The 19560-nt window shown below is 68.9% G+C and carries 18 protein-coding genes and 1 pseudogene; 13 read left to right on the top strand and 6 right to left on the bottom strand.

Annotation, left to right across the window (positions count from 1 at the left end; translation table 11 throughout):
• On the top strand, nt 1–3462 hold a 3462-nt coding region (locus tag G4D87_RS39395), incomplete at its 5' end, for a hypothetical protein (protein WP_240358274.1).
• A 71-nt stretch (nt 3463–3533) separates the two neighbouring features.
• Here the strand turns inward: G4D87_RS39395 and G4D87_RS14260 are convergent.
• A complete protein-coding gene (locus tag G4D87_RS14260; RefSeq protein ID WP_161604945.1) occupies nt 3534–3698 on the bottom strand; it encodes a hypothetical protein in 165 nt (54 codons plus the stop codon).
• A gap of 380 nt (nt 3699–4078) precedes the next feature.
• Here G4D87_RS14260 and G4D87_RS14255 point away from each other — a divergent pair, with 380 nt between their 5' ends.
• From G4D87_RS14255 to G4D87_RS14210, 10 genes are all read left to right on the top strand, one after another.
• Entirely contained in the window at nt 4079–5017 is a 939-nt protein-coding gene (locus G4D87_RS14255; protein ID WP_163782611.1) for a universal stress protein, read from the top strand.
• Between the two features lie 72 nt (nt 5018–5089).
• Nucleotides 5090–6913 carry an ABC transporter ATP-binding protein gene (locus G4D87_RS14250; protein WP_163782610.1) on the top strand — a complete coding sequence of 608 codons (1824 nt, stop codon included), beginning with the start codon at nt 5090–5092 and terminating at the stop codon, nt 6911–6913.
• A 96-nt stretch (nt 6914–7009) separates the two neighbouring features.
• Nucleotides 7010–9019, top strand: coding sequence for an ankyrin repeat domain-containing protein (locus G4D87_RS14245; RefSeq protein WP_163782609.1), 2010 nt, complete (start codon nt 7010–7012; stop codon nt 9017–9019).
• Between the two features lie 308 nt (nt 9020–9327).
• Complete coding sequence (locus tag G4D87_RS14240; RefSeq protein WP_240358272.1) at nt 9328–9822, top strand: glycosyltransferase family protein; 495 nt, start codon at nt 9328–9330, stop codon at nt 9820–9822.
• Nucleotides 9783–10283 carry an SMI1/KNR4 family protein gene (locus tag G4D87_RS14235; RefSeq protein WP_163782612.1) on the top strand — a complete coding sequence of 167 codons (501 nt, stop codon included), beginning with the start codon at nt 9783–9785 and terminating at the stop codon, nt 10281–10283. Before G4D87_RS14240 ends, G4D87_RS14235 begins: the two co-directional genes overlap by 40 nt.
• Nucleotides 10284–11157: 874 nt before the next feature.
• Nucleotides 11158–11748 (top strand): phage tail protein, encoded by a 591-nt coding sequence (locus G4D87_RS14230; RefSeq protein WP_163782608.1) that lies wholly within the window; start codon nt 11158–11160, stop codon nt 11746–11748.
• Nucleotides 11749–11882: 134 nt separating this feature from the next.
• Nucleotides 11883–12233, top strand: a complete 351-nt coding sequence (locus G4D87_RS14225) for a hypothetical protein (protein WP_163782607.1) — start codon at nt 11883–11885, stop codon at nt 12231–12233.
• A 130-nt stretch (nt 12234–12363) separates the two neighbouring features.
• Nucleotides 12364–12627, top strand: coding sequence for a phage minor tail protein L (locus G4D87_RS14220; protein ID WP_163782606.1), 264 nt, complete (start codon nt 12364–12366; stop codon nt 12625–12627).
• Nucleotides 12628–12695: 68 nt separating this feature from the next.
• Nucleotides 12696–13436, top strand: coding sequence for an AHH domain-containing protein (locus tag G4D87_RS14215; protein ID WP_240358271.1), 741 nt, complete (start codon nt 12696–12698; stop codon nt 13434–13436).
• 3 nt (nt 13437–13439) lie between these two features.
• Nucleotides 13440–14021, top strand: coding sequence for an imm11 family protein (locus G4D87_RS14210; protein ID WP_163782604.1), 582 nt, complete (start codon nt 13440–13442; stop codon nt 14019–14021).
• Between the two features lie 30 nt (nt 14022–14051).
• Here the strand turns inward: G4D87_RS14210 and G4D87_RS14205 are convergent, their stop codons facing one another.
• Together G4D87_RS14205 and G4D87_RS14200 are read right to left on the bottom strand one after the other, a co-directional pair.
• Nucleotides 14052–14396 carry a thioredoxin family protein gene (locus G4D87_RS14205; RefSeq protein WP_163782603.1) on the bottom strand — a complete coding sequence of 115 codons (345 nt, stop codon included), beginning with the start codon at nt 14394–14396 and terminating at the stop codon, nt 14052–14054.
• 42 nt (nt 14397–14438) lie between these two features.
• Complete coding sequence (locus G4D87_RS14200) at nt 14439–15953, bottom strand: CotH kinase family protein (RefSeq protein ID WP_240358270.1); 1515 nt, start codon at nt 15951–15953, stop codon at nt 14439–14441.
• A 637-nt stretch (nt 15954–16590) separates the two neighbouring features.
• Here G4D87_RS14200 and G4D87_RS40115 point away from each other — a divergent pair.
• Nucleotides 16591–16743: pseudogene (locus tag G4D87_RS40115) on the top strand (SMI1/KNR4 family protein); the annotation flags it as partial.
• A 159-nt stretch (nt 16744–16902) separates the two neighbouring features.
• The gene (locus G4D87_RS39995) at nt 16903–18150 is read left to right on the top strand and encodes a hypothetical protein (protein ID WP_275902284.1); all 1248 of its coding nucleotides are present in this window, start codon (nt 16903–16905) and stop codon (nt 18148–18150) included.
• Nucleotides 18151–18210: 60 nt separating this feature from the next.
• Here the strand turns inward: G4D87_RS39995 and G4D87_RS14190 are convergent, their stop codons facing one another.
• From G4D87_RS14190 to G4D87_RS14180, 3 genes are all read right to left on the bottom strand, one after another.
• Entirely contained in the window at nt 18211–18483 is a 273-nt protein-coding gene (locus G4D87_RS14190) for a hypothetical protein (protein WP_013937437.1), read from the bottom strand.
• A 111-nt stretch (nt 18484–18594) separates the two neighbouring features.
• The gene (locus tag G4D87_RS14185; RefSeq protein ID WP_163782600.1) at nt 18595–19272 is read right to left on the bottom strand and encodes a SanA/YdcF family protein; all 678 of its coding nucleotides are present in this window, start codon (nt 19270–19272) and stop codon (nt 18595–18597) included.
• Nucleotides 19273–19320: 48 nt separating this feature from the next.
• A partial coding sequence (locus G4D87_RS14180; RefSeq protein ID WP_504112560.1) for a response regulator occupies nt 19321–19560 on the bottom strand: 240 nt, incomplete at its 5' end.

The following is a 19560-nucleotide window of genomic DNA, read 5'->3' as shown; positions in this document are numbered from 1 at the left end:
GCCCTCAAGGGCGCCACCGCGGGGGTGGGCGAGGAGTTCTGCTACATCACCTTCTACAACTACCCGGTGGTGAATACGGGCACGGGACCGCAGTGCGGCACGGTGGAAGCGCCCTGCACGGTGGCCTGCCTCAATCCCCAGACGTGCCAGGTGAACGGCGCCTGGGTCACCGACGCCGCGCAGTGCGGAACGATGACGGGGCCCTGCGGCCCTGGCAGTGGGACGCCGCTCTACGGCACCTGCCGCGACGTCAGCCATGGCGCGGCGCCGGACGCGGACTGCGGCGCGGGCTTCGTGGAGGGCCAGGCGCCCGCCACCGCCACCCAGGCGCAGGTGCAGGCGCAGGCAGCGGCGGAGTGGGCGGCCTCGGGGAGCCTTGGCGCGCCCGTGTATGACGCACCCGTCCTGTGCTCGGAGTGCCGCAGCATCTTCTCGCTGACCGCGCAGGAGGTGAACCGGCGCGTCTACGCGGCGATGGCCATGTCCAACGAGCATCCGCGGCTGCATCTGCTGGCGGGCGCGGCGTACTTCCTGGCCCGTGACAACCCGGCGCTCTCCCAGGCGGAGCTGACGGCGGGGCTCAACGCCATCTCCACCGCGCTGGACGTCTACCCCTTCGACCCGGAGAAGGACGGCTCCGGTCCCCGGGTGCGGACGATGATTCGCATGCTCGCGCGGGCGGAGCCGCAGCTGTCCACCGCGACGGCGCCCGGCCGGGCGCTGCGGGCCTATGCGCGCGCGCTGCTGGCCAGCATGCACGACGGCCTGGACCTGGAGCGGGGGCTCGCCAACGCCCAATCCTTCGTGGACCGCTATGGCGAAGCGGAGTCCTTCACCGAGGACACCTGGGCCCGGCTGCATGACCTCGCCCAGGGCAACGCCGCGCTGGCGGCGGCGGTGAATGGCGGTGGCATTGGCGCTGGCGTGGGCTTCCAGACCCACCACACCGCCTCGGTGATGCTCACCGCCCGGCCCCTGGGGCCCCTGGGGGCCTTCGTCCTGCCGCGCCTGGGCGTGGATGGCGCGCTGTCCGTCACGCCGGAGGAGGGTCGGGCCTTCGTGACGACCGCGGCCACCGCGGGGCTGTCCGCCGTGGAGCAGTACTCGGACATGCTCCATGACTTGAACACCGCCGAGCAGGCGTACCGCGCCTCCATCGCGCTGGAGGAGCCCGCCCAGCAGGGGCAGTCCCTGGACGACGGCGGCGAGCCCGCGGCGGCGTTGGTGAGCGCCCTGGCCACGCCGGAAGAGACGGCGCTCGCGGAGGCCATCGCGGCGGCGAAGACGCGCGGGACGGAGTTGAAGGAGACGCTCGGCGGCGTGAAGGAGGGCGTGTCGGTCGGCCTGGGGTTGGTGGCGGAAATCCTCAAGATTGATGGCCAGGCGCAGCTCGCCGCGGACATCGTGAGGTTCAGCAAGGCGCTGGGCACCACCCTGGACGCGGTGGCGAAGTACGCGGAGAGCTCCATCAAGGTCGCGGAGAAGGTCGCCGGCTTCCTCGACGCGGGCTTGAAGGGCTTCCAAGTCATCAGCGCCGCCGTGTTCACCGGTCAGATTGTCGGCGCCGTCATCCAGCTCTTCTCCATCCTGCGCAAGCCGGCCGAGCCGCCCATCGAGCAGGTCATCCTCAAGGAGCTGCGCAACCTCCACCAGCTCGTCGTGGAGCTGCAGGGACGGATGCTCAGCCGCTTCGACCGGGTGGACCGGAAGCTCAATGACATCCACCGCGACATGCATTCCCGGTTCGCGTTGGTGGACTGGGAGCTGGGCCGCGCGAACCAGAACGTGGAGGAGGTCCAGGAGGCCCTGTACGCCCTGCACGCGGGACTCAACCGCGTGGACCAGAACATGTACGAATACTTCGCGGACACGAAGAACGACCCCTTCGAGCTGGCGGCCTGGAACTACCTGGGCTGGGATTCGCGGCACCCCACCCCCATGCGCTACACGGAGGAGTTCGTCCCCGCGGAGACCCAGTTCTCCATCTGGGGCGCGGTGGACGCGCATGTGTCCACGGTGCTCGCGGGCATCGACGGGCGCGGCGCCAACCCGGACATCAGCCCCGCGGACGAGCTGTCCACCCACAAGCTCTCCTACAACATCAACTACCTGCGCGAGTTCCCCGTGCAGCTGGGGCTGTCCATGCTGCACAGCGAGCGCATCTCCAGCCCGAAGGACTGGATGGCGGGCGCGGAGGCCTACGCGCAGCTCTTCGAGGAGCAGCCCGTGCTCGGCGGGCAGATGCTCTCCACCCGTCACAACGAGCTCATCACCCAGGGCACGAAGCTCGAGACGGCGCTGAAGAACATCGGCAAGCCGCTCTTCGCCGGGGTTCACGCCCGCTACCTGGCCGACTGGGCGTGGATGAAGGTGCTCATCGAGCAGGCGGAGTCCACGTGGCGCAATGACCCCGCCCGGGGCATGCACGGCGTCGATATGTGGGGCGCTCCGGAGCAGGAGCCGGCGACGCACTTCCTGAAGCAGGGGGAGAAGCCCATCGTCCCCTGCGGCGGCGGCCAGTGGGGCGACTACAACGGCGACGGCGCGGCGGACTACCTGGGCGTGGACCCGGCCCGCTGGAACCACGACGTGCTGCGCCCCCTGCTCATCGCGGACAACATGAACGTGGACGGGGCCTCCATCGACCTGTGCGGCGAGGGGAGCTGGCAGCTCTACTCGGAGGTCTTCACGGGCCTCGGCGGCCTGTACGAGCGCAAGTACCGGCTGGAGTCCACGGTGTACGTCCGCTACACCTCCTGGGACACCGCGACGAACGCGTGGAAGTCCGAGCGGGTGTTCACGCACCGCTTCACCGGAGGCCAGGAGTTCGTCGTCATGGTGCGCGGGGCTGACCGGCCCACCTACAACCCGAACAACACGCAGAACCCCCAGGAGTGGATGGTGAAGCGGTGGGGCCACGTCTCCCAGAACATCGCGTCCGCCGACTACGTCACAGCCAACGCCTTCCGCGCCGCCGTCCGCGCCCGGATGGTGGATGTGCTGAAGTCCCAGCAGCGCCAGTTCTACGGCTCCATCGCGACGCGGATGAACCAGGCCGGCGACGTGCTGCAGGTCCAGGGGAAGCGGATGACGGGCACGCGGCTGGTGTGGCAGGCCTACGCGGCGCTCGCGTTGCCGCTATCGCTTGAGCATGACGAGCACCTGCGCGGACTGCTGTACGGCGAGGACGCCGTGCTGTCGGGGCACGACACCCTGCAGGACGTCGAGGTCACGCCGGTGATGAACGACGTGATGGACATGTACGCGCTGTTCAGCACCGCCGCCGAACTCCCGGCCCACCACATCCTGGCGGACCTGCACCCGGCGGTGACGTCGCGTGCCGACCGGTTGAAGGCCGCCATTGACGCGTCCCTGGATGCCCAGGCCCAGGCGGGAGGCCCCGAGGCGAGCGCCTGGGTGGAGCCGACGCTGCTGCGGCTGCGGCTCAGCGTCCCGCAGTGACGCTCACGCGGTGACATGACGTGAGGTGGCGCGGGCCGCGGGGGGACCTTCCTCCGCGGCCCGTGCCGTTGCTACCGCTTCGCCACCGGCGGGCACGCGACCTCGAGGAAGGTCGTCGTCTTCCCGCTCAGCATGACCCACAGGCAGCGCAGCACGCAGCCCGTCCCGAACTCCCGGTAGATGAGCCCCAGGTTGGCGACCACCTCTCGTCCGGTGATGACCCCGCGCATTGGCACTTCCCCCTTCTTCAGCGTTCCGCCCGACCCCGACCCCGCCTGTCGCTGCCCGCCTGGACCCTTCTGCAAAGCAGCGGCCGTGCCTCGCTCGGACCTTCTGTCGGACTTCGGACGTGCCAAGCAGGCCAAGCCTCGTGATGGACGCCTGCCCTCCCTTGTCCTCGAGGGGGACGGCCGCCGGGTTGCTGGAGATTTTTCAGGGAGCCGTTCCTCGGCACCTCGACTCACCGCGGGGTGTTCCCTGGGTGGAGGTGGGCCTGTTCCGGAGGCTTGCCCGGTCGCGGACTTTGCGACACGCCGAGCCCGGTGGCGCCTGGCGCGCGGCGCCTGAATCTTCGAGGTGTGAACGTGCGTCGGGTGGAAGGGAAGGAGGGATGGAGATGAGGTCATCACAGCTTTCGAGGATGGCGGCGCCGCTGCTCCCTTCAGGACTCGTCCGGGGGCAGCGAGGCGTGTCGCGCCTGGTGGTGGGAACGGATTTCTCGCTGCGCTCCGAGTTCGCGCTGGCGCGCGCGCTGCGCCTCCCGCTGGCGCAGGGGAGCGTCTTCTGCGTGCTGCACGTGGCCCCCGTCCTGGACGGGCAGCAGGGGCCCGGTGGGACGCTGTCGGGGGAGCGCTGCCTGCGCAAGGCGGTGAGCTCCGTGTGCAGGCGGCTGCGCAACCGCGTGGACATCGACGTGCGCGAGGAGCTGGGGCGGGGGGACCCGGTGGAGGTGGCGTCGGCGGTGGCGCGGACGTCGGGCGCGGAGCTGGTGGTGCTGGGGCGTCCGCACGTGACGTACCCGGTGCGTGCGCTGGCCGAGGATTCGACGGTGCGGCACATGGTGCGCCGGCTGGGCGTCTCCGTGCTGGTGGTGGTGCCGCACCCGGGCCGGCCCTACGGCAGGCCGCTGGTGGCGGTGGACTTCTCGCGCGAGTCGCGCAGGGCGCTGGAGCTGACCTTGCGCCTGTGCCCGGCGCCCGCGCTGGTGGACGTGCTGCACGTGGTGGACACGGAAGCGCAGGAGGCGGAGCTGCGCCGCGCCCACGCGCCGGCCGAGCGGTGGCTGCTGCTGCGGCAGGAGCGGGAGCATCAGGCGCGGGTGGCGCTTGGCCGCTTCCTCGCGCCCTACCGGGAGGCGGGCCGCGAGCTGGAGGTGCGGGTGCGCTGCGGTGAGCCGGCCGAGGAGGGCATCCTGGCGGAGGCGCTGGAGCGGGGCTCGGACCTGCTGGCGCTGGCCATGTCCGCCGAGGAGGCGCACACGCCGCTGACGGAGCAGGTGCTGGCGCGCGCGAGCTGCGACGTGCTGGTGTCGCGCCACCTTCCGCCCGCATCCTGAAGCAGGCGGGCGCGCTCCGCGTTATGAACGCGGACCGTGTCTCCTCGTCCTACAACAGCCCCTGCCGCCCCGGTGTCGCTCAAGGCCCGCTTCCAGAACGCGGGCAGTCTCTTCAAGCAGTTGCCGGGGACCTTCCGGCTCTTCTGGCAGGCCAGCCCGCGCGGCGCGTTGGTGCTGGGCGCGTTGACGCTGGTGGCGGCGCTGCTGCCGGCGGCCATCGCCTGGGTGGGCAAGCTCATCGTGGACTCGGTGGTGGCGGCGGCGCAGGGCTCGGTGGAGGCCCGCTCGCGGGTGTACGGGCTGGTGGGGTTGGAGTTCGGGTTGATGCTGGGCTCGGCGGTGGTGGAGCGCGGGCTGACGCTGACGCGCGAGCTGCTCCGCGCCAACCTGGGGAACCTGCTCAACGAGCGCATCCTCCAGAAGGCGCTGGCGCTGGAGCTGCAGCACTTCGAGGACTCGGCGACCTACGACAAGATGCAGAACGCGCGGCGCGAGGCGAACAGCCGGCCGCTGTCGCTGGTGACGCAGGCGTTCTCCATCGTCCGAAACGCCATCACCCTGGGCACCTTCGCCGCGTTGTTGGTGGCGCTGTCGCCGTGGAGCGTGGTGGTGCTGGTGGCCGCGTCGGTGCCGGCCTTCATCGCCGAGGCGCGGCTGGCCATGGCGGGCTTCCGGCTCTATTCGTGGCGCGCGCCCGAGGGCCGCAAGCTGAACTACCTGGAGTGGATTCTCACGCGGGACAGCCACGTGAAGGAGGTGAAGCTCTTCGGGTTGGGGCCGCTGGTGCTGGGGCGTTACCGCACGCTCTTCCAGAAGTTCTTCGCGGAGGACCGGGCGCTGGCCTTCCGGCGGATGGCCTGGGGCCTGGGGCTGGGCGTCTTCTCACTGGGGGCCTTCTACGGCTGCTACCTGCTGGTGGCGGGCCGCGCGGCGAGCGGGGCCATCAGCGTGGGCGACATGGTGCTGTACCTGAGTGTGTTCCGTCAGGGGCAGGCGGCGTTCCAGGGCATCCTGACCAGCGTGGGCTCCATGTACGAGGACGCGCTCTTCATGAGCAACCTGTTCGCGTACCTGGACATCCCCACGGGCGGCGAGGCGACGCGGGTGCTGCCGCCCCTGTCGCCGCCGCGAGGACAGGACAGCGCCATCGAGCTGCGTGACGTGTCCTTCCGCTATCCGGGGAAGGAGGCGTGGGCGCTGAGGAACGTGTCGCTGACGCTGAAGCCGGGACAGAAGCTGGCGCTGGTGGGAGAGAACGGGGCGGGGAAGAGCACGTTGGTGAAGCTGCTGTTGCGCCTGTACGAGCCGGTGGACGGCGACATCTTCTACGGCGGCGTCAACCTGAAGGACATGGACGTGGAGGACCTGCGCAGCCGCTTCGGGGCGGTGTTCCAGGACTTCGTGCGTTACCAGTTCAACGTGGCGGAGAACATCGGCCTGGGGCATGTGCCGGCGCTGGAGGACCGGAGCCGCATCGAGAAGGCGGCCGAGGAGGGCGGGGCCAGCGGCGTGATTACGGCGTTGCCGCAGCAGTTCGACACGATGCTGGGCGGCTGGTTCGAGAAGGGACAGGAGCTGTCGGCGGGGCAGTGGCAGAAGCTGGCGGTGGCGCGGGCCTTCATGCGCGACGACGCGGAGGTGCTGATTCTGGACGAGCCCACGGCCAGCATCGACGCGGAGGCGGAGCACGCACTGTTCGAGCGCTTCCAGGCGCTGGCGGCGGACCGCATCGCGATTGTGATTTCGCACCGCTTCTCCACGGTGCGCATGGCGGACCAGATTGCCGTGCTCCACAACGGGCAGGTGGACGAGCTGGGCAGCCACGACGAGCTGATGGCGAAGGACGGCCGCTACGCGCACCTGTTCCGGCTGCAGGCGCGCGGCTATCGGGACTGAGCAGGCAGCGGTCATGCCACGGCTTGGCGCGTGAGAATTCTCGGATTGTGAAGGTCCCTGCGGCCCGTGAATTTCGCGCGCGCAGGTCACTGTCCCATGGCAGGTTCACTCGCCATGTCGCGTGCTCAGGCTCCGAAGAAGGTCCATGTCGCTGGGCTGATGAAGAAGGCGGACCGTCTGCTGGACGAGATGCCGCCGCAGCTGGACCAGGCGATTCCATTGCTGCGCGAAGTCGTGGCGGCGGAGCCCGAGCATCTGCTGGGTCTCCACTCCCTGAGCTGGTGCTTGGACTCGACGCGCCGCATGGAGCCGCACCGGTGGGAGCAGGAGCTGAAGGCGGAGCATTGGCGGCTTCGTGACCGCATCCTTGAGCTGACCCGAGGGACGAAGCCCGGCGGCGCGCTGACGCTCGCTCATCGTGCGCGCTCGCTGGCCCTGAGTCAGTGGGCGGAGGACCTGGTGCGGCGCAAGCCGACCGTGGCGCAGCTCGACGAGGCGGAGGCCGCGCTGGATGAGGCCGACAGCCTGCGGCCACTCCCTGACCATCAACGCGGGCGTCGTGGACTCGAAGCCTGGCGTGCGCTGACACAGGGCAAGAAGGAGCAGGGCTACCGTGAACTGCTCTCCAAGCTGGAGGAGTCTCCCCGCGTGTGCGCCCAGGGCGTGACGGATGACGACGATCCGCTCAACTTCCAGGGCCTGGAGGGCGCCTTCTCCGATGACGGCTTCCACGCATGGCTGCGGAAGCAGAAGCGCACGGCACGCCCCAAGGGGAAGCAGGCCAAGGACCTGGATGCCGGGCTCCTGCTCGCGGCGGGGCTGGACGCGAAGCCGTTCTTCGGTCGTGGCTTCGAAGGCAACAGCCGCACGGGCCGGGTGCTGGCCCTGGTCGCGCTGGGGGCGGACCTGGAGGTGAAGGACTCCAGCAAGCACAGTGTGCTCCACCTGGCCGCGATGGTGGATGACGCGGCGCTGGTGAAGGAGTTGCTGCGCCTGGGCGTCACCGCCGACGTCGTCGATTCGAAGAAGTCCACGCCGCTGCATGTCGCGGCCGAGCACGGCAGCGTGTCCTGCATCGCCCCGCTGGCGAAGGGCGGCGTGCCCGTGGATGCGCTCGATGCGTCAGGGCGGACGGCGCTCTTCGAAGCGCGTCAGGCCGACGTGGCTCAAGCGCTCATTGACGCGGGCGCGAACCCCAACGCGGGCAAGGGCTGGACGCCGCTGCATCAGCACGCGCGCTTCAAGGAGCGAGGCCCCGTCATCGGGGTCCTGCTCAAGGCGGGGGCGGAGGTCTCGCTGAAGAATGGCAGCGGCCAGACGCCCGTGCAGGAGGCGCTGGAGCACCAGAACGCGTCCCTCGCCCAGTTCATGGGAGCCAAGGCCTCCTCGGGCAAGGCTGGCGCGTTGGAGGTGCAGCCGTTGCTGGAGGCGCTGAAGCGTCAGCGCAAGGCGCTGCTCAAGGCCTGGTACTTCGAGGACAAGGACGTGGACGGCGTCGAACAGGTACTGAAGGGGCTCGCGCTGCAAGGTGCCACGTCCTGGGACCAGCTCGCGGCCGCGCTCCAGGGTGGGCTCCCGTGGACGGCGATGGCGGTGGTGCGGCTCGCGCGGGACGTGCTGCCCGCCGAGGAGAAGACGCCCCGTCTGTCCAAGCTGCCGCGCTTCGTGCGCGGGGACCTCGTGGTGAAGGGCGACGTCCACGTCGACGGGCCGCTGCTCGTGACGGGAGACCTCACGGTGGAAGGCGTGGTGCGCAACGCGGGGATGGAGGGGATGCTCGTGGTGGGCGGCACGCTGCGCGCCACGGGCCTGGACACGGACGGCGAGGTCGTCGTGGGCAAGGACCTGGAGGCGCGGGTGGTGTGGGGCCACGGCAATGACGCCTCGCTCCGGGTCGGCGGCGCGCTGAAGGCGGACGTGGTCATCGCGGACGACCACGACATCCAGGCCAAGGTGAAGGCGAAGCACCACTACGAGAACGGCGAGTTCGACGCGTCGGACGCGGCGCTCAAGAAGGTCTTCGTCGCCAAGGCCTTCGCCAGGTCGGAGCTGGACCGGGCCAGGCTGTTCAATGTGCTGCGCAAGGACGGGGCCGTGCAGGTGTAGACACGTGCCGCGGGTGGCGAGTGCGCCGCCATTGCATACACCCTCCTGGGGTGCTGTAAGCTGCGTGGCACCCGCGATGACTTCGAGCGCCTCGCCGGCTGGGATGCCGGCGCGACCGAACGTCGCGACGAGGGACTCCAGGCGGGTCCATGCCGCGCGGGAGAGAGGCAGCTTGTGTTGCCTGCGGCGGCTTATCCACCACGGCAGCCACAGCAGGCGGCTGCGGCTCGGCCACGGTCAGCACCGCGGGCGCGAAGCCCTCGGCGAAGTGGGTGGGGCCGACAGTCCCTGGCCCGGTGGGCGGGACGGTGCAGACGACCATCTACTACGGCCCCTGGCTGTGCAACGCCGCGCTCTTGGCACGCTGTGCTCGTCGGTGCGTGGCCGAGGGCCACGTTCCGCTGCTGGGCTGCATCTGGCTCGCGGACATCAAGGGCGACTGGCAGGGCCGCTTCATGGCGCTTCCGGCGGCGGCGGGTGGACGCCTCGCCGTCACCCACTGCTGCTGCGACTACCCGACTGTCACCGACCTCCAGAGGCGCCGAAGCACGTGGAACAACGCGCGCCCAGGATTCCGCGAAACGTGGGGTCGCGAATTCGGTGCATGGCCGCAGTCGGGCGGGCGCAACTGGCCGGGGCACCACATCTTCGACTTGCTCCACGGAGGCCACCCCACAGCGCCTGCGAACGTGCTGCCGGTTCCTCAACTCGTGCACGACGTCTTCAACGGGGCCTACCCGGCTTGCTACAGCCGCGGCGGCCGGTGGAGCGCGGCGGGGCCCGACAGGCCCTACGTGGACTAGCCATGGCCATTGAGTCCCTTCTGGCTGAAATCTCGCGTGCGCATTTCCCGCACCCTCCGGCGACGCCAGAGAGGATTGCTGCCTTCGAGGCGCGGATGAGGTGGCCCCTGGACGAGGACTTGCGCGCCTTCTTCCTGCACTGCGACGGCGCGGAGCTGTTCGAGAGGCTCCCCGATGCGAACTACAGCATCCTCTCCCTGGAGGAGATTGAGGCTGCAACTTCCCGGGTGCGCCTTCGCGACAAGGGGGCGCGTGAGGCCGCCTCCTGGTACCCGCTGGTGGACTGCCAGGACTCGGACTTCGTGCTGGTGGACGTGGCCCATTCGGGCGGCCCGTACCCCCTCCTCGACGCCTACCACGAGACGTACCCGCGCGAGGTGCGGCGAATTGTCGGCTCGTTCCGTGAATTCCTCGAGCGCGCCCTCACGAGCGGCAACCGGTTCTTTTGGCTGGAGGAGTAGGCGCGCCGCGATGTGGCTGCGTCCGCCACGTCTGCACTGCACTGGTATGCGCCTTGGCGCCTCAATGGGTGTGAGTCGTTGACAACGGGATCGGTCCGTTCGTACGCGTGGCTGATTCGCCTATCCCGGGTGAAGGGGGCCAATATGCCTGAGACGAAGGAGTACCTCTTTAGTAGCTACTGCTGCGCCTACGCTGCGGAGGGCGACCGGGTCGCTGGTACGCATCCAAGGTGGGCAACGCTTGATGACGTGGTGGCGGCCGTTGCCCTCGGTCGCCAAGACGCCCGCGCCGGACGCCTGTTGAGGACCAAGCCGGAGGTCGCTGCTGAAGTCGAACGACTCCTTGCTGACGAGCCTGCTGCTCCGCGCACGTAGTCTTTGGCGCGGCACCGCCATGTAGGTGTCGAGATGGCGGTGCCCCGCCGACAAGGATGGGCGATGCATAGCCTTGGGAGTTGACTCGTTTCAATTACTCGCTCCACCGTCGGCCGTGACCCTATGGAGGGGTCCATTGTCGACAGTGGAGAGATGTATGGGCACGCTGTACTGTGATGGAGAAGTGGTCGGCGAAGTCGCCGTAGAGTGGAACACGGGAGCATTCCGCCGGACCTTGGGGGAGGTGTATTGGGGAAAGTAGAGTCGGCCCGTGTGACTCTGCTGCTCGGCCGCTCCTCTACAGTCGAATTCCAGGACAACACCACGAAGCTTGAGTTCGAGGACGAGGCAGGGGGCAGGTGGCGCTTAAAATGCTCTGAGGAGAGACGTCCTGGTGGCGGTCACCTCCTCTATGGCGCTGCGTTCCGCGCCGAGCACGCATATCGAACACCCATGGCTGGTGCGGAAGCTGTCCCCGCTCATGGGCAAACTGGAGGGGATGGAACGCTTCCTCTTCACGCCAAGCTGGGGCGCCCAGCTTGAGAGCCAGCCGCGGGTGAGCATGGCCCAGTTCGGTGACGGCTACTCCCAGCGCTCGGAGGATGGCTCCCGTGGACTCCTCCAGCGCTGGTCCCTCCAGTTCACCGCGCGCCGGAAGTCCGAGGCGGACGCGCTCGACGCCTTCCTTCGCGCGCACCGCGGGGTGGCCGCCTTCGAGTTCGTGGTGCCGGACAGCGCCTGGTCCGTCACCGGGCAGCCGCTTGGCACCGGAGACGGGACCCGGACGCAGTTCCTCCTGCTGCGCCCCCTTGCCCCGGACGCGACGGTAGGCGAGCTCGTGCCCGCCGTGGGCTGGGAGGCTGCGCCGCTGGTGTCCCGCGATGGGGTGTTGCTGGCGGCGGGGGCCGACTACACGCTGGCGCCCTCGGGGCTCGTCACGTTCACCGCAGCGCCACCGGTTGGCGCCCAGCTCACCTTCACCGCGGCCGGCGCTCAGGTGCTGCGCGTCGTGTGCGAGCGGTGGACGAGCACGGTGAAGGGCTTCAACGCCTACAACGTCTCCGCCAAGTTCCAGGAGGAAGCAGGGTGAGGGAGTAGCAGCATCACCCCTGGGGGGTATGGCGCACCCAGGCGGCTTCAGGTTGCCTCTCTTGTCCGGTGGGCCGCGCCCGTGCGACTCACCGGCAGCGACCTGGAGAGTCAGGTCAGCATTGGGGGCACGCAATGGCAGTGCAGTACGACCCGAACATCATCCGCGGCTACGCCGAAGCGCTGTACCGGCGAGCGAGCCGCATCGTCTTCATGGCGGGCTTCATCGGCTTCGTCGTCGGTGCCGTCGGTGGAGCCGTCGTGACGTCCGCGATGAAGTACAACTCGACGGTGACGCTGGGCTTCGTGCTCGTCGGCACGCTCATCGGCGTCAACATCGGACGGGGGAGGGCGTTCGTCCTCCAGCTTCAGGCGCAGTCGGCGCTGTGCCAGGTGGCCATCGAGGCGAACACGCGGCGAGCGGCTGATGCAGCCGCAGCAACTCCTCGAACGGCCGAAGTCGCTCCCCTCGCGCAGGTGGGCTGAGACTCGGACGGCGTCCACCGAACGTGTGAAGACGGGGCATGTTCCACTGCGCCTCCGTCCTCGTCGCGCGGCTCATCGCCAACGTCCTGCTGCCCCTGGGCGCTTCGCCCGTGCCGCCCGGGGGCGTCCTGTGAGCATCGCCGAGGACATCCAGAAGCTGGAGCCGGGCGCCCTCGTGGAGCTCTTTGTCCTGGACGCCACGTCGCTGGCCGGCGGAGGCATCCGCTACTTCCACGCGGGCACCAACGGGCTGGGAGGGCCGGTGGTGTGGCAGGGCGCGGAGTACCAGCCATGGCCCGTAGAGGCGCGGGGCTTCGAGAAGTCAGGCACGGGGCGCCTGCCGCGGCTCACGCTCACTATGGCCAACGTGGTGGGCACCATCGGTGCCCTGTAGGAAAGTGCGCGTTCGCCTGCGCCCGCGTGCCATTTAATAGGCGGCGCGCAAGGTGTGTGATTCAGGGCATGCCTGTCATCATTCGCGGGGCGCGTGTCCGATTCCTGCAATCGAAGCCAGGCGATGGGCCGAAGCCGCCGCCTCGCCCGCCATGCGAGTACTGCGGGAAGGCGTCGCACAAGTTCGCCGCCGCGTGGGGCTGGCACCATGGGAACCCCACCGAGCTACGTGAGAATATCCTGGCGGGCCGCAAGTCGAAGGAGCACCCCTGGTATACAGGGCGCTGGACCATCGCAGCCCACCACCTCATCTGCGCGGAGGCCATGGCGGATGACGAGCTGTGGGCACGCTTCTGCCGGGATTTCGGCTACGACATCAACCGGCGCGAGAATGGTGTCATGCTGCCGATGGTGCTGGCCGTGGCATGCGAGCTCCACGTCCCCGTCCACATCGGTCCCCATTCTGGCGGGTGGGCCTTCGACATGGATTTGGCCTATCCGGAAGCGGTCAAGCGGTTGCTTGCACAGGTTGCGCAGGTGGCTGCTGGTGGCGCCTTCTGTTCCAACCCCAACGGGCTGACGGCTGAGCTGGACGATGTAAGCCAGATGATTCTTAGGAAGTTGGCTGCTGGTCAATGGACGCTCACGGCCGATGGGCTGGACTACCTACCTGGGGGGAGCGGCTGTGCTGGAGTTGAGAGCATCCAGGACAAGCCGCGACGCGCGTGTCCGCGCGGCCGAAAGCATGGAGCCCGTCATGGTGACACCGGTGCCGCGTTGGCGCGGCGTGCTCTCCAGGTGGGGGAGTAGGCCATGCAAGACGACTACTGCGTCCTCGTGCGTGCTCGGTCCCAGCAGCACCCGCTGCTGACGTGGGACCAGGGGTACCTCCCCTTTCTCAAGCCCGCGCTCGTTGTGGTCCACGAGCCGGTGAAGCTCAAGTTGGGGGAGCCCATTCCGCCCAGGCCTGTCATGGTGGACCACCACAGCCTGCCAGCGCCAGTTGTCTCCACCAGGGTGAAGGAGGCGCTGGAGGCTGTCGCTCTCCACGGGGTCCAGCTCGTCCCCGCAGACGTTCAGGCAGGGGACTTTGTGCTGCGCTACTGGCTGGTTCACATGTGGAAGTCGATTCGCTGCATGGACCGGAATCGCTCCATTTTTGAGGCATCCCGGAGCGGATTGACTCTGCTGAGCCTCGACAAGCTGTTCCTTGATGAGTCCGTGCTCGGTGAGGTGCCGCTCGAAGAGCGACTGGCGTTTCGGCTCGCCGAGTCCGTGGTCCACGTCTTTCACCGGACGGTAGTTGAGCGGGTGCTCGCCCTGTCACCGCCGCCGGAAGGGCTGCGCTTCATCCCCGTGGCGGAATGGGGTGGTGATGCTGCCGGATTCAGGTAAGCGATTTCCGGCCCCTATGACGCATTCCCCTCAGGCCTTGGGCAGGTGGTCCCGCACCACGCCGAGCCAGTACTCTTTTCCATAGTACTGGCTCATCTTCCCGATGAGCTTCCCCTCGCGGAACAGCAGGAACGTGGGGATGCCGAAGAGTCCGAAGCGCTTGGCCAGGTCCTCGTACTGGTACGCGTTCACCTTGACGACGCGCATCGGTGCGCCGTCCAGCTCCGCCAGCAGCGCCGGCTCGGCCGCCGCGTAGATGTCGCAGTTCGGGCAGCCGTCACCCCAGAAGTCCACGACCACCAGCTCGCCCTTGGGTTCCAGGACCAGCTGGTCGAAGTTCTCCGCCGTCCCCTCGTAGCTCACGGGATGTGCCATGGCCTCCTGCCTAACGGGCTCGAGTGTCGTGTTCAATCCGCTTCACGGGGCTCGCGGCTCGAAGTCCTCGCCGGTGCCGCCGCCCCGGCGCTCGTACACCGTGCCAGCGGGCAGTGGGCCGTACCAGACGGCATCCTCGGGGCTGTAGAGCAGCGGACGCGCCCCTCGCGTTGCGTGGAACACCCCCACCTCGCCCCCCTCCGAAGGCAGGGTGAACGGGAGGTGCCACGGTCCTCGGGCCACGTCGCCGCTCGCCTCCAACCGGAGGCCCGCGCCGGGCTCCAGGACGCCAGCTGGAAGTCGGAAGCGCACCGGCGCGCGCAAGTCCGAGGTGACCTCGTAGTCCTCCAGGCGCAGTGGAGCGGTGCCGCGGTTGTAGAGCTCCACGAAGCCCGTGCTCCCCGAGGCGACCGCGCGGATGACCAGTGGGCCTGTTCCGTGTGCGCGCAGGGCGCTCAGGGCTTCGAGCAACCACGCGCGCCGTCCACGCACGTAGTCTCGGAGGACCTCCCGTGCGCGACGCGCGTGTGCTTCGGAGACGGACGGGTCTTCGCGCAGCTCGGGCTCCACGACCTTCCACAGCGCCTCGATGTGCGCCAGGGCCTGCTCCTCGGAGAAGGGACCCGCGAGCGCGGCCTCGAGCTTCTCCAGCACGCGAGCCCGGAGCGCGGGCCGGTCCCACACCCGCGTGGCCAGCACGCTCCAGGTGGGCCGCTGTTCAGGCCGGGTCCGCACCCGCTGGTCGAACACCTCCTGCACCGCGGCGTCATACAGCGTGAAGGCCTGCGGCGAGGCGTCGATGGGGAGCGCCGCCTCGGCGTTCGTCGTACGCCAGTAGAGCATCCGTGCGTTGTTCAAATCCCACGGCACATACGTCCACCGGTCCGTCTGGGGCTCGTGAATCCAGAAGCTGCCCGAGTCTTCGACGAGACTGTTGGAGATGAGCGCATCCGCCACCAGGTTGCCGAGGTATGCCTCCACATCCACATGCCGCTCCAGCATGGCGTCGAAGGTGGCGTCATCGCCCCGGTTCACCCATGCCAGGAGCGTGTCGAGCGCCTCTCGGTCCGGCGCGTCGTTGGGGATGCGCTTCTCGAAGTCTCCCTGGTGGGGGCCGGGCTTCAGCGTCAGCTCACAGTTGCGATGGCCACAGCGGTAGATGGCCGCGCCACGCTCGTGCCCGTGGTGCCTCAGCCAGTCCTTTCCGACGTGCTCCATGTCCAGGTAGAGGCCCTGGTGTTCGCCATTCACCCTCACGCGGGCGTAGCGCGCGCTGGGCACGGGCAGCTCCATCGCGGTGTACAGGTCCACCGCGAACTTCTCCGTCAGCTTCCCGCCGTCGAACCAGCTCGCGAGCAGATGGAAGTGGTCGCGGTCCTCCAGCGCCTGGCCGGAGTCCAGTTCGATTTTGTAGCTCTTCTGCGGCAGCTCCCGCGTGCTGGCGCCTCGGAAGCGCAGCTGCCCCGTCGCGCGCACGCCTCCCAGGGTCACCACGCAGGGCACGGTGTCGTCCGACGACGGGTCTGCCTCCAGCCTCGCGAGGTCTTCCGGCGCCACGTCCAGGGCGAAGGTGGGGACGTCCTGTTGAACCTGGGGATATGCGCCCCGAGGTGTCGAAGGGGCTCCATCCTGGAGCGGAGTCTCCAGCCGCGGCCCATCGCCTGGACCACAGGCGGCCAGGCCGACCCAACATGCCACCCACCATCCCGCTCCGCGTCCCATGCGTCGTCCTCCCTGCCTGCTACGTCCCGGGAGCCGCCAGCGCGGTGCTCCCGGCACGGTCTGGCGGAGGCTAAGCACGGTCGGAAATTCCGCTCGTGCGGCCGTGCGGCGCACCCCCTTGAGCGCTCTGGCCGGGCCCTGGGCGGCCAGGCGAGTGGGCTGTGGCCGCGATGGGACGCTTCACCCGGCGGAGATTGGATCAGCGGAACGCCTGGAGCGTCCCGAAGCGCGGGCGGCTGGAGCAGGCTCCCGGGGCACCACCTTCGTGCGTGAGTCCTGTTTTTCCGGAGGAGGGGATGGGTTGGACAGGGGGGACGGGTTTTCAAGGTATGCCTGCGCGCGGGGGTGGCCGCCCTGTCCGCCGGAGCGAATTGGATCAGCTCTGGCGCGGTGTCATCAAAAGCCAAAGCCCGCACTGCGCAGGAGCGCTCAGCCGCCGTAAGGTTGTGCGACTGGATGTCGTGGAGGGGTCATGCACGAGTGGTTGGAGGCACTTCGCAAGTCGGTAAAGGCATCGTCAGCTGGCGTCTCTCCGGAGGAGATTCGCCGGGCCGAAACGGAGTGCGGCGTTCCATTCCCCGACGAACTCACCGACCTGTATCAGGCGTTCAATGGAGGCGAACTCAACGGTGAGGTGCTCCTCTTCCGGCTGCACGGCGCGGAGGCAGAGCCGAGCGTCATGGAGAAGACCCGCCTCAAGCTGGAAGGGCTTCCCGCGGCGGGGCTGTGGCGCATCGGCTTGAAGGGGCAGCACCGGCACCTCTTCGCCTCGCGCAAGTCGGCCATGGTGGAGCAGGGCGACGGTGGCGGTCCGTTGCCGGCCTGGGTCGAGGCGCTCGAGGGCGACGACTGGCTCTATGGCACCTGGGAGGGCGAGAAGCGGCAGATGCGGCTGTACCGCTCGCTGAAGGACATGCTCGACGTGCTCGTGCCCCCCGCGGAGGTGGAGAGCTTCGGTGAGCGCACCTTTGCCCGGGCGATGAATGCCGTCCTCCAGGGAGCGCTGTCCGGCGTCCAGGTCGACGAGGAGGAAGAAGCGGCGGAGGCCGGCGAGGCACCACCCGATGCGGCGGCCGAGGCTGAAGCAGTCGAAGAGGCGGAGCTGGCCGATGAAGAGGCCGCCGAGGTGGAAGAGACGGAGGTTCGCGAACTCGCGTACGAGTACGATGACGTCCGCTCGCCTTCCCGGTACGAGGATGGCGCCGGCCCGAGAAAGGCGCGCGCGCAGGCCCAGCAGATACCGCTCGCCATCGGCGGAGCTGGCGTGCTGTTCCCGAAAAGCGCGTCGAGCAAGGGGCAGGGTGTGAAGAAGGCCGCCGGGGAGCCAGCTTCCGCGAAGACGCGCCCCGCGAAGAAGGCCGCGACTGAAGTGGCTTCGGCGGACCTCCCTGCTGGAACGGTTGAGGCCGCTGCGGGGCCGGAGGCTGCGCCCAAGAAGGCCGCGACGAAGAAGGCCGGTACGGCGAAGGCAGCCCAGCAGGCCGCAACGAAGCAGCTCGTCACCGCGAAGTCCGTGACGGAGGACTCGACTCAGAAGGGCGCGCCTAAAAAGTCCGGCACTGCGAAGGCCACGACAGAGGCCGCTGCTCGGAAGAGCGCAACGAAGAAGTCGGCCACCTCGAAGTCGGCGACGAAGGCCCCTGTGAAGAAGGCCGCGGCGAAGAAGGCCGTCACCGCAAAGGCCCCTGTGCAGAAGGGCGCAGCGAAGAAGTCCGCTATCTCGAAGGCCCCTGCCCAGAAGGCCGCGGCGAAGAAGACCGCTACCTCGAAGTCCGCTGTGCAGAAGGGCGCGGCGAAGAAGGCCCCCGCTCAAAAGGGCGGTGCAAAGCGGGCCGGTGCCCCGACGCGCGCAGCCAAAAAGGCGGCTGCCCCGACGCGCGCAGCCAAGAAGGCGGCTGCTCACAAGAGCGCGGCCAAGAAGTCCTCTGTGAAGAAGGTCGCTGCTCAGAAGTCCGGGGCGAAGAAGACCGCCGCCTCGAAGAGGAACTCAGCCAAGAAGCCAGCGGCGAAGAAGAACGCTCGCGGGCGGTAGTCACAGGCTCGGAGGCAAGGCGCGCCGTGCGCCTTGCCTCGACGTCGCCTCACCGCACGTCTATCCCTGCGGCAGCTTGTCGAAGTCGATGGGGCGGATGCGGTAGCCCGGCTGCGCCGTCAACTCCAGCGGCTCTTCCTCCTCGTCACCCCGGCGGAACTCATGAATCTCGTCCGGGAGGATGTCGCGGAAGTCCGGCTCCTCCTCCAGCGGCGGGGTCGCCGCCAGGTCCTGGTCGGAGATGTTGATTTCATCCTCACCGGTGTCCGGGTTCATGTGACGCCGAGAGGTGGACTCGCCCACGTCGTCTGACCCCAGCTTCTTGAATCGCATGGCCTCTCCTCGGAAAGCGCGGTGAGTCGGCTGCCTTCGTCTCAAGAATGAGAACCCGCGGGGGCCCCGGCAATTCTCGCCGCCCGCCTGCCTGCCATGCCTGCCCGTGCCTCAGCGCTCCGGCAGCACGGTGCGGCCGGAGGGGTAGGCGGGCTCCACCTCCAGCATCACCATGGCCAGGGCCAGCACGCGCGACAGCGTCTCACGCACCTGGTAGCGCCACGGCGTCGACCGTCCCTCGTCCGCGGCCACGCCCCACGCCTCGATGCCCACCGAGTTGGCGATGAACAGCGCCCGCGTCAGGTGGAAGCGCTGGGTGACGAGCACCGCCCGCTTCGCGCCGAACACCGTGGCGGCCCGCAGGCAGCTGTCGTAGGTGGACAGCCCCGCTTCGTCACCTTGCACCGCGCTTTCGGGCACGCCGTGCTCCACCAGGTAGCGCCGCATGGCGCGCGTCTCGTGGTGGAAGGGCTTCGTCTGGTCCCCGCTGACGAGCACCGTCCGCACCTTGCCCTGCCGCCACAGCGCGACGGCCGCATCCAGCCGCTGGGCGAGCACGGGAGAGGGCACCGCGCCCCGCGCCAGTCCCGCGCCGAACACCAGCGCCACGGGGGCCTGGGGCGCCTGCTCCAGGGGGACGATGCGGTCCTCGTAGCTGACCCGGACGAGATGGGAGAGGGCGAGCAGCCCCAGCCCACCCGCGGCCAGGACCGCGAGGCCCCTACGCAACCACACCCGTCTCGCACCGCCTGGCTTCATGGACCCCACGAACACCGGTAGAGGGGCCATTGTGTTCCGGGCTCCCTCCACCGGAAAGCCCAGAGCGACGCCCTTGTCTCAGGGGGACATGCCCGCCTGGGCACCTGCCGGCTTGGGGGCGAACCGCTCGATGGCCTCCAGCAACTGCCGGGGCTCCACGGGTTTCTTCAGGAATGCCGCCACGTTGTACGTGGACGCGTAGACGGCCCGGTCGCGCGGATTCATCGCCGCCATGCCCGCGGACAGGATGATGACCGGCACCTGGGCCAGGGCTTCACTCGCCTTGCGGGTCGTCAACACCCGGTGTCCGTCCAGAAT

Source organism: Myxococcus vastator (genome assembly GCF_010894475.1).
In the GTDB taxonomy this organism is placed as follows: domain Bacteria; phylum Myxococcota; class Myxococcia; order Myxococcales; family Myxococcaceae; genus Myxococcus; species Myxococcus vastator.
The sequence above is the reverse complement of the archived record's forward strand: the minus strand, read 5'-3'. Positions and strand labels throughout refer to the sequence as shown.

Excerpts from the sequence above, each read along its gene's own strand:
- G4D87_RS14215 (WP_240358271.1), top strand. The coding sequence starts at position 12,696 with ATGCCTGTCATCATTCGCGGGGCGCGTGTCCGATTCCTGCAATCGAAG.
- G4D87_RS14205 (WP_163782603.1), bottom strand. The coding sequence starts at position 14,396 with ATGGCACATCCCGTGAGCTACGAGGGGACGGCGGAGAACTTCGACCAG.
- G4D87_RS14230 (WP_163782608.1), top strand. The coding sequence starts at position 11,158 with ATGGAACGCTTCCTCTTCACGCCAAGCTGGGGCGCCCAGCTTGAGAGC.
- G4D87_RS39995 (WP_275902284.1), top strand. The coding sequence starts at position 16,903 with ATGGTGGAGCAGGGCGACGGTGGCGGTCCGTTGCCGGCCTGGGTCGAG.
- G4D87_RS14190 (WP_013937437.1), bottom strand. The coding sequence starts at position 18,483 with ATGCGATTCAAGAAGCTGGGGTCAGACGACGTGGGCGAGTCCACCTCT.
- G4D87_RS14185 (WP_163782600.1), bottom strand. The coding sequence starts at position 19,272 with ATGGCCCCTCTACCGGTGTTCGTGGGGTCCATGAAGCCAGGCGGTGCG.
- G4D87_RS14225 (WP_163782607.1), top strand. The coding sequence starts at position 11,883 with ATGGCAGTGCAGTACGACCCGAACATCATCCGCGGCTACGCCGAAGCG.
- G4D87_RS14255 (WP_163782611.1), top strand. The coding sequence starts at position 4,079 with ATGAGGTCATCACAGCTTTCGAGGATGGCGGCGCCGCTGCTCCCTTCA.
- G4D87_RS14210 (WP_163782604.1), top strand. The coding sequence starts at position 13,440 with ATGCAAGACGACTACTGCGTCCTCGTGCGTGCTCGGTCCCAGCAGCAC.
- G4D87_RS14245 (WP_163782609.1), top strand. The coding sequence starts at position 7,010 with ATGGCAGGTTCACTCGCCATGTCGCGTGCTCAGGCTCCGAAGAAGGTC.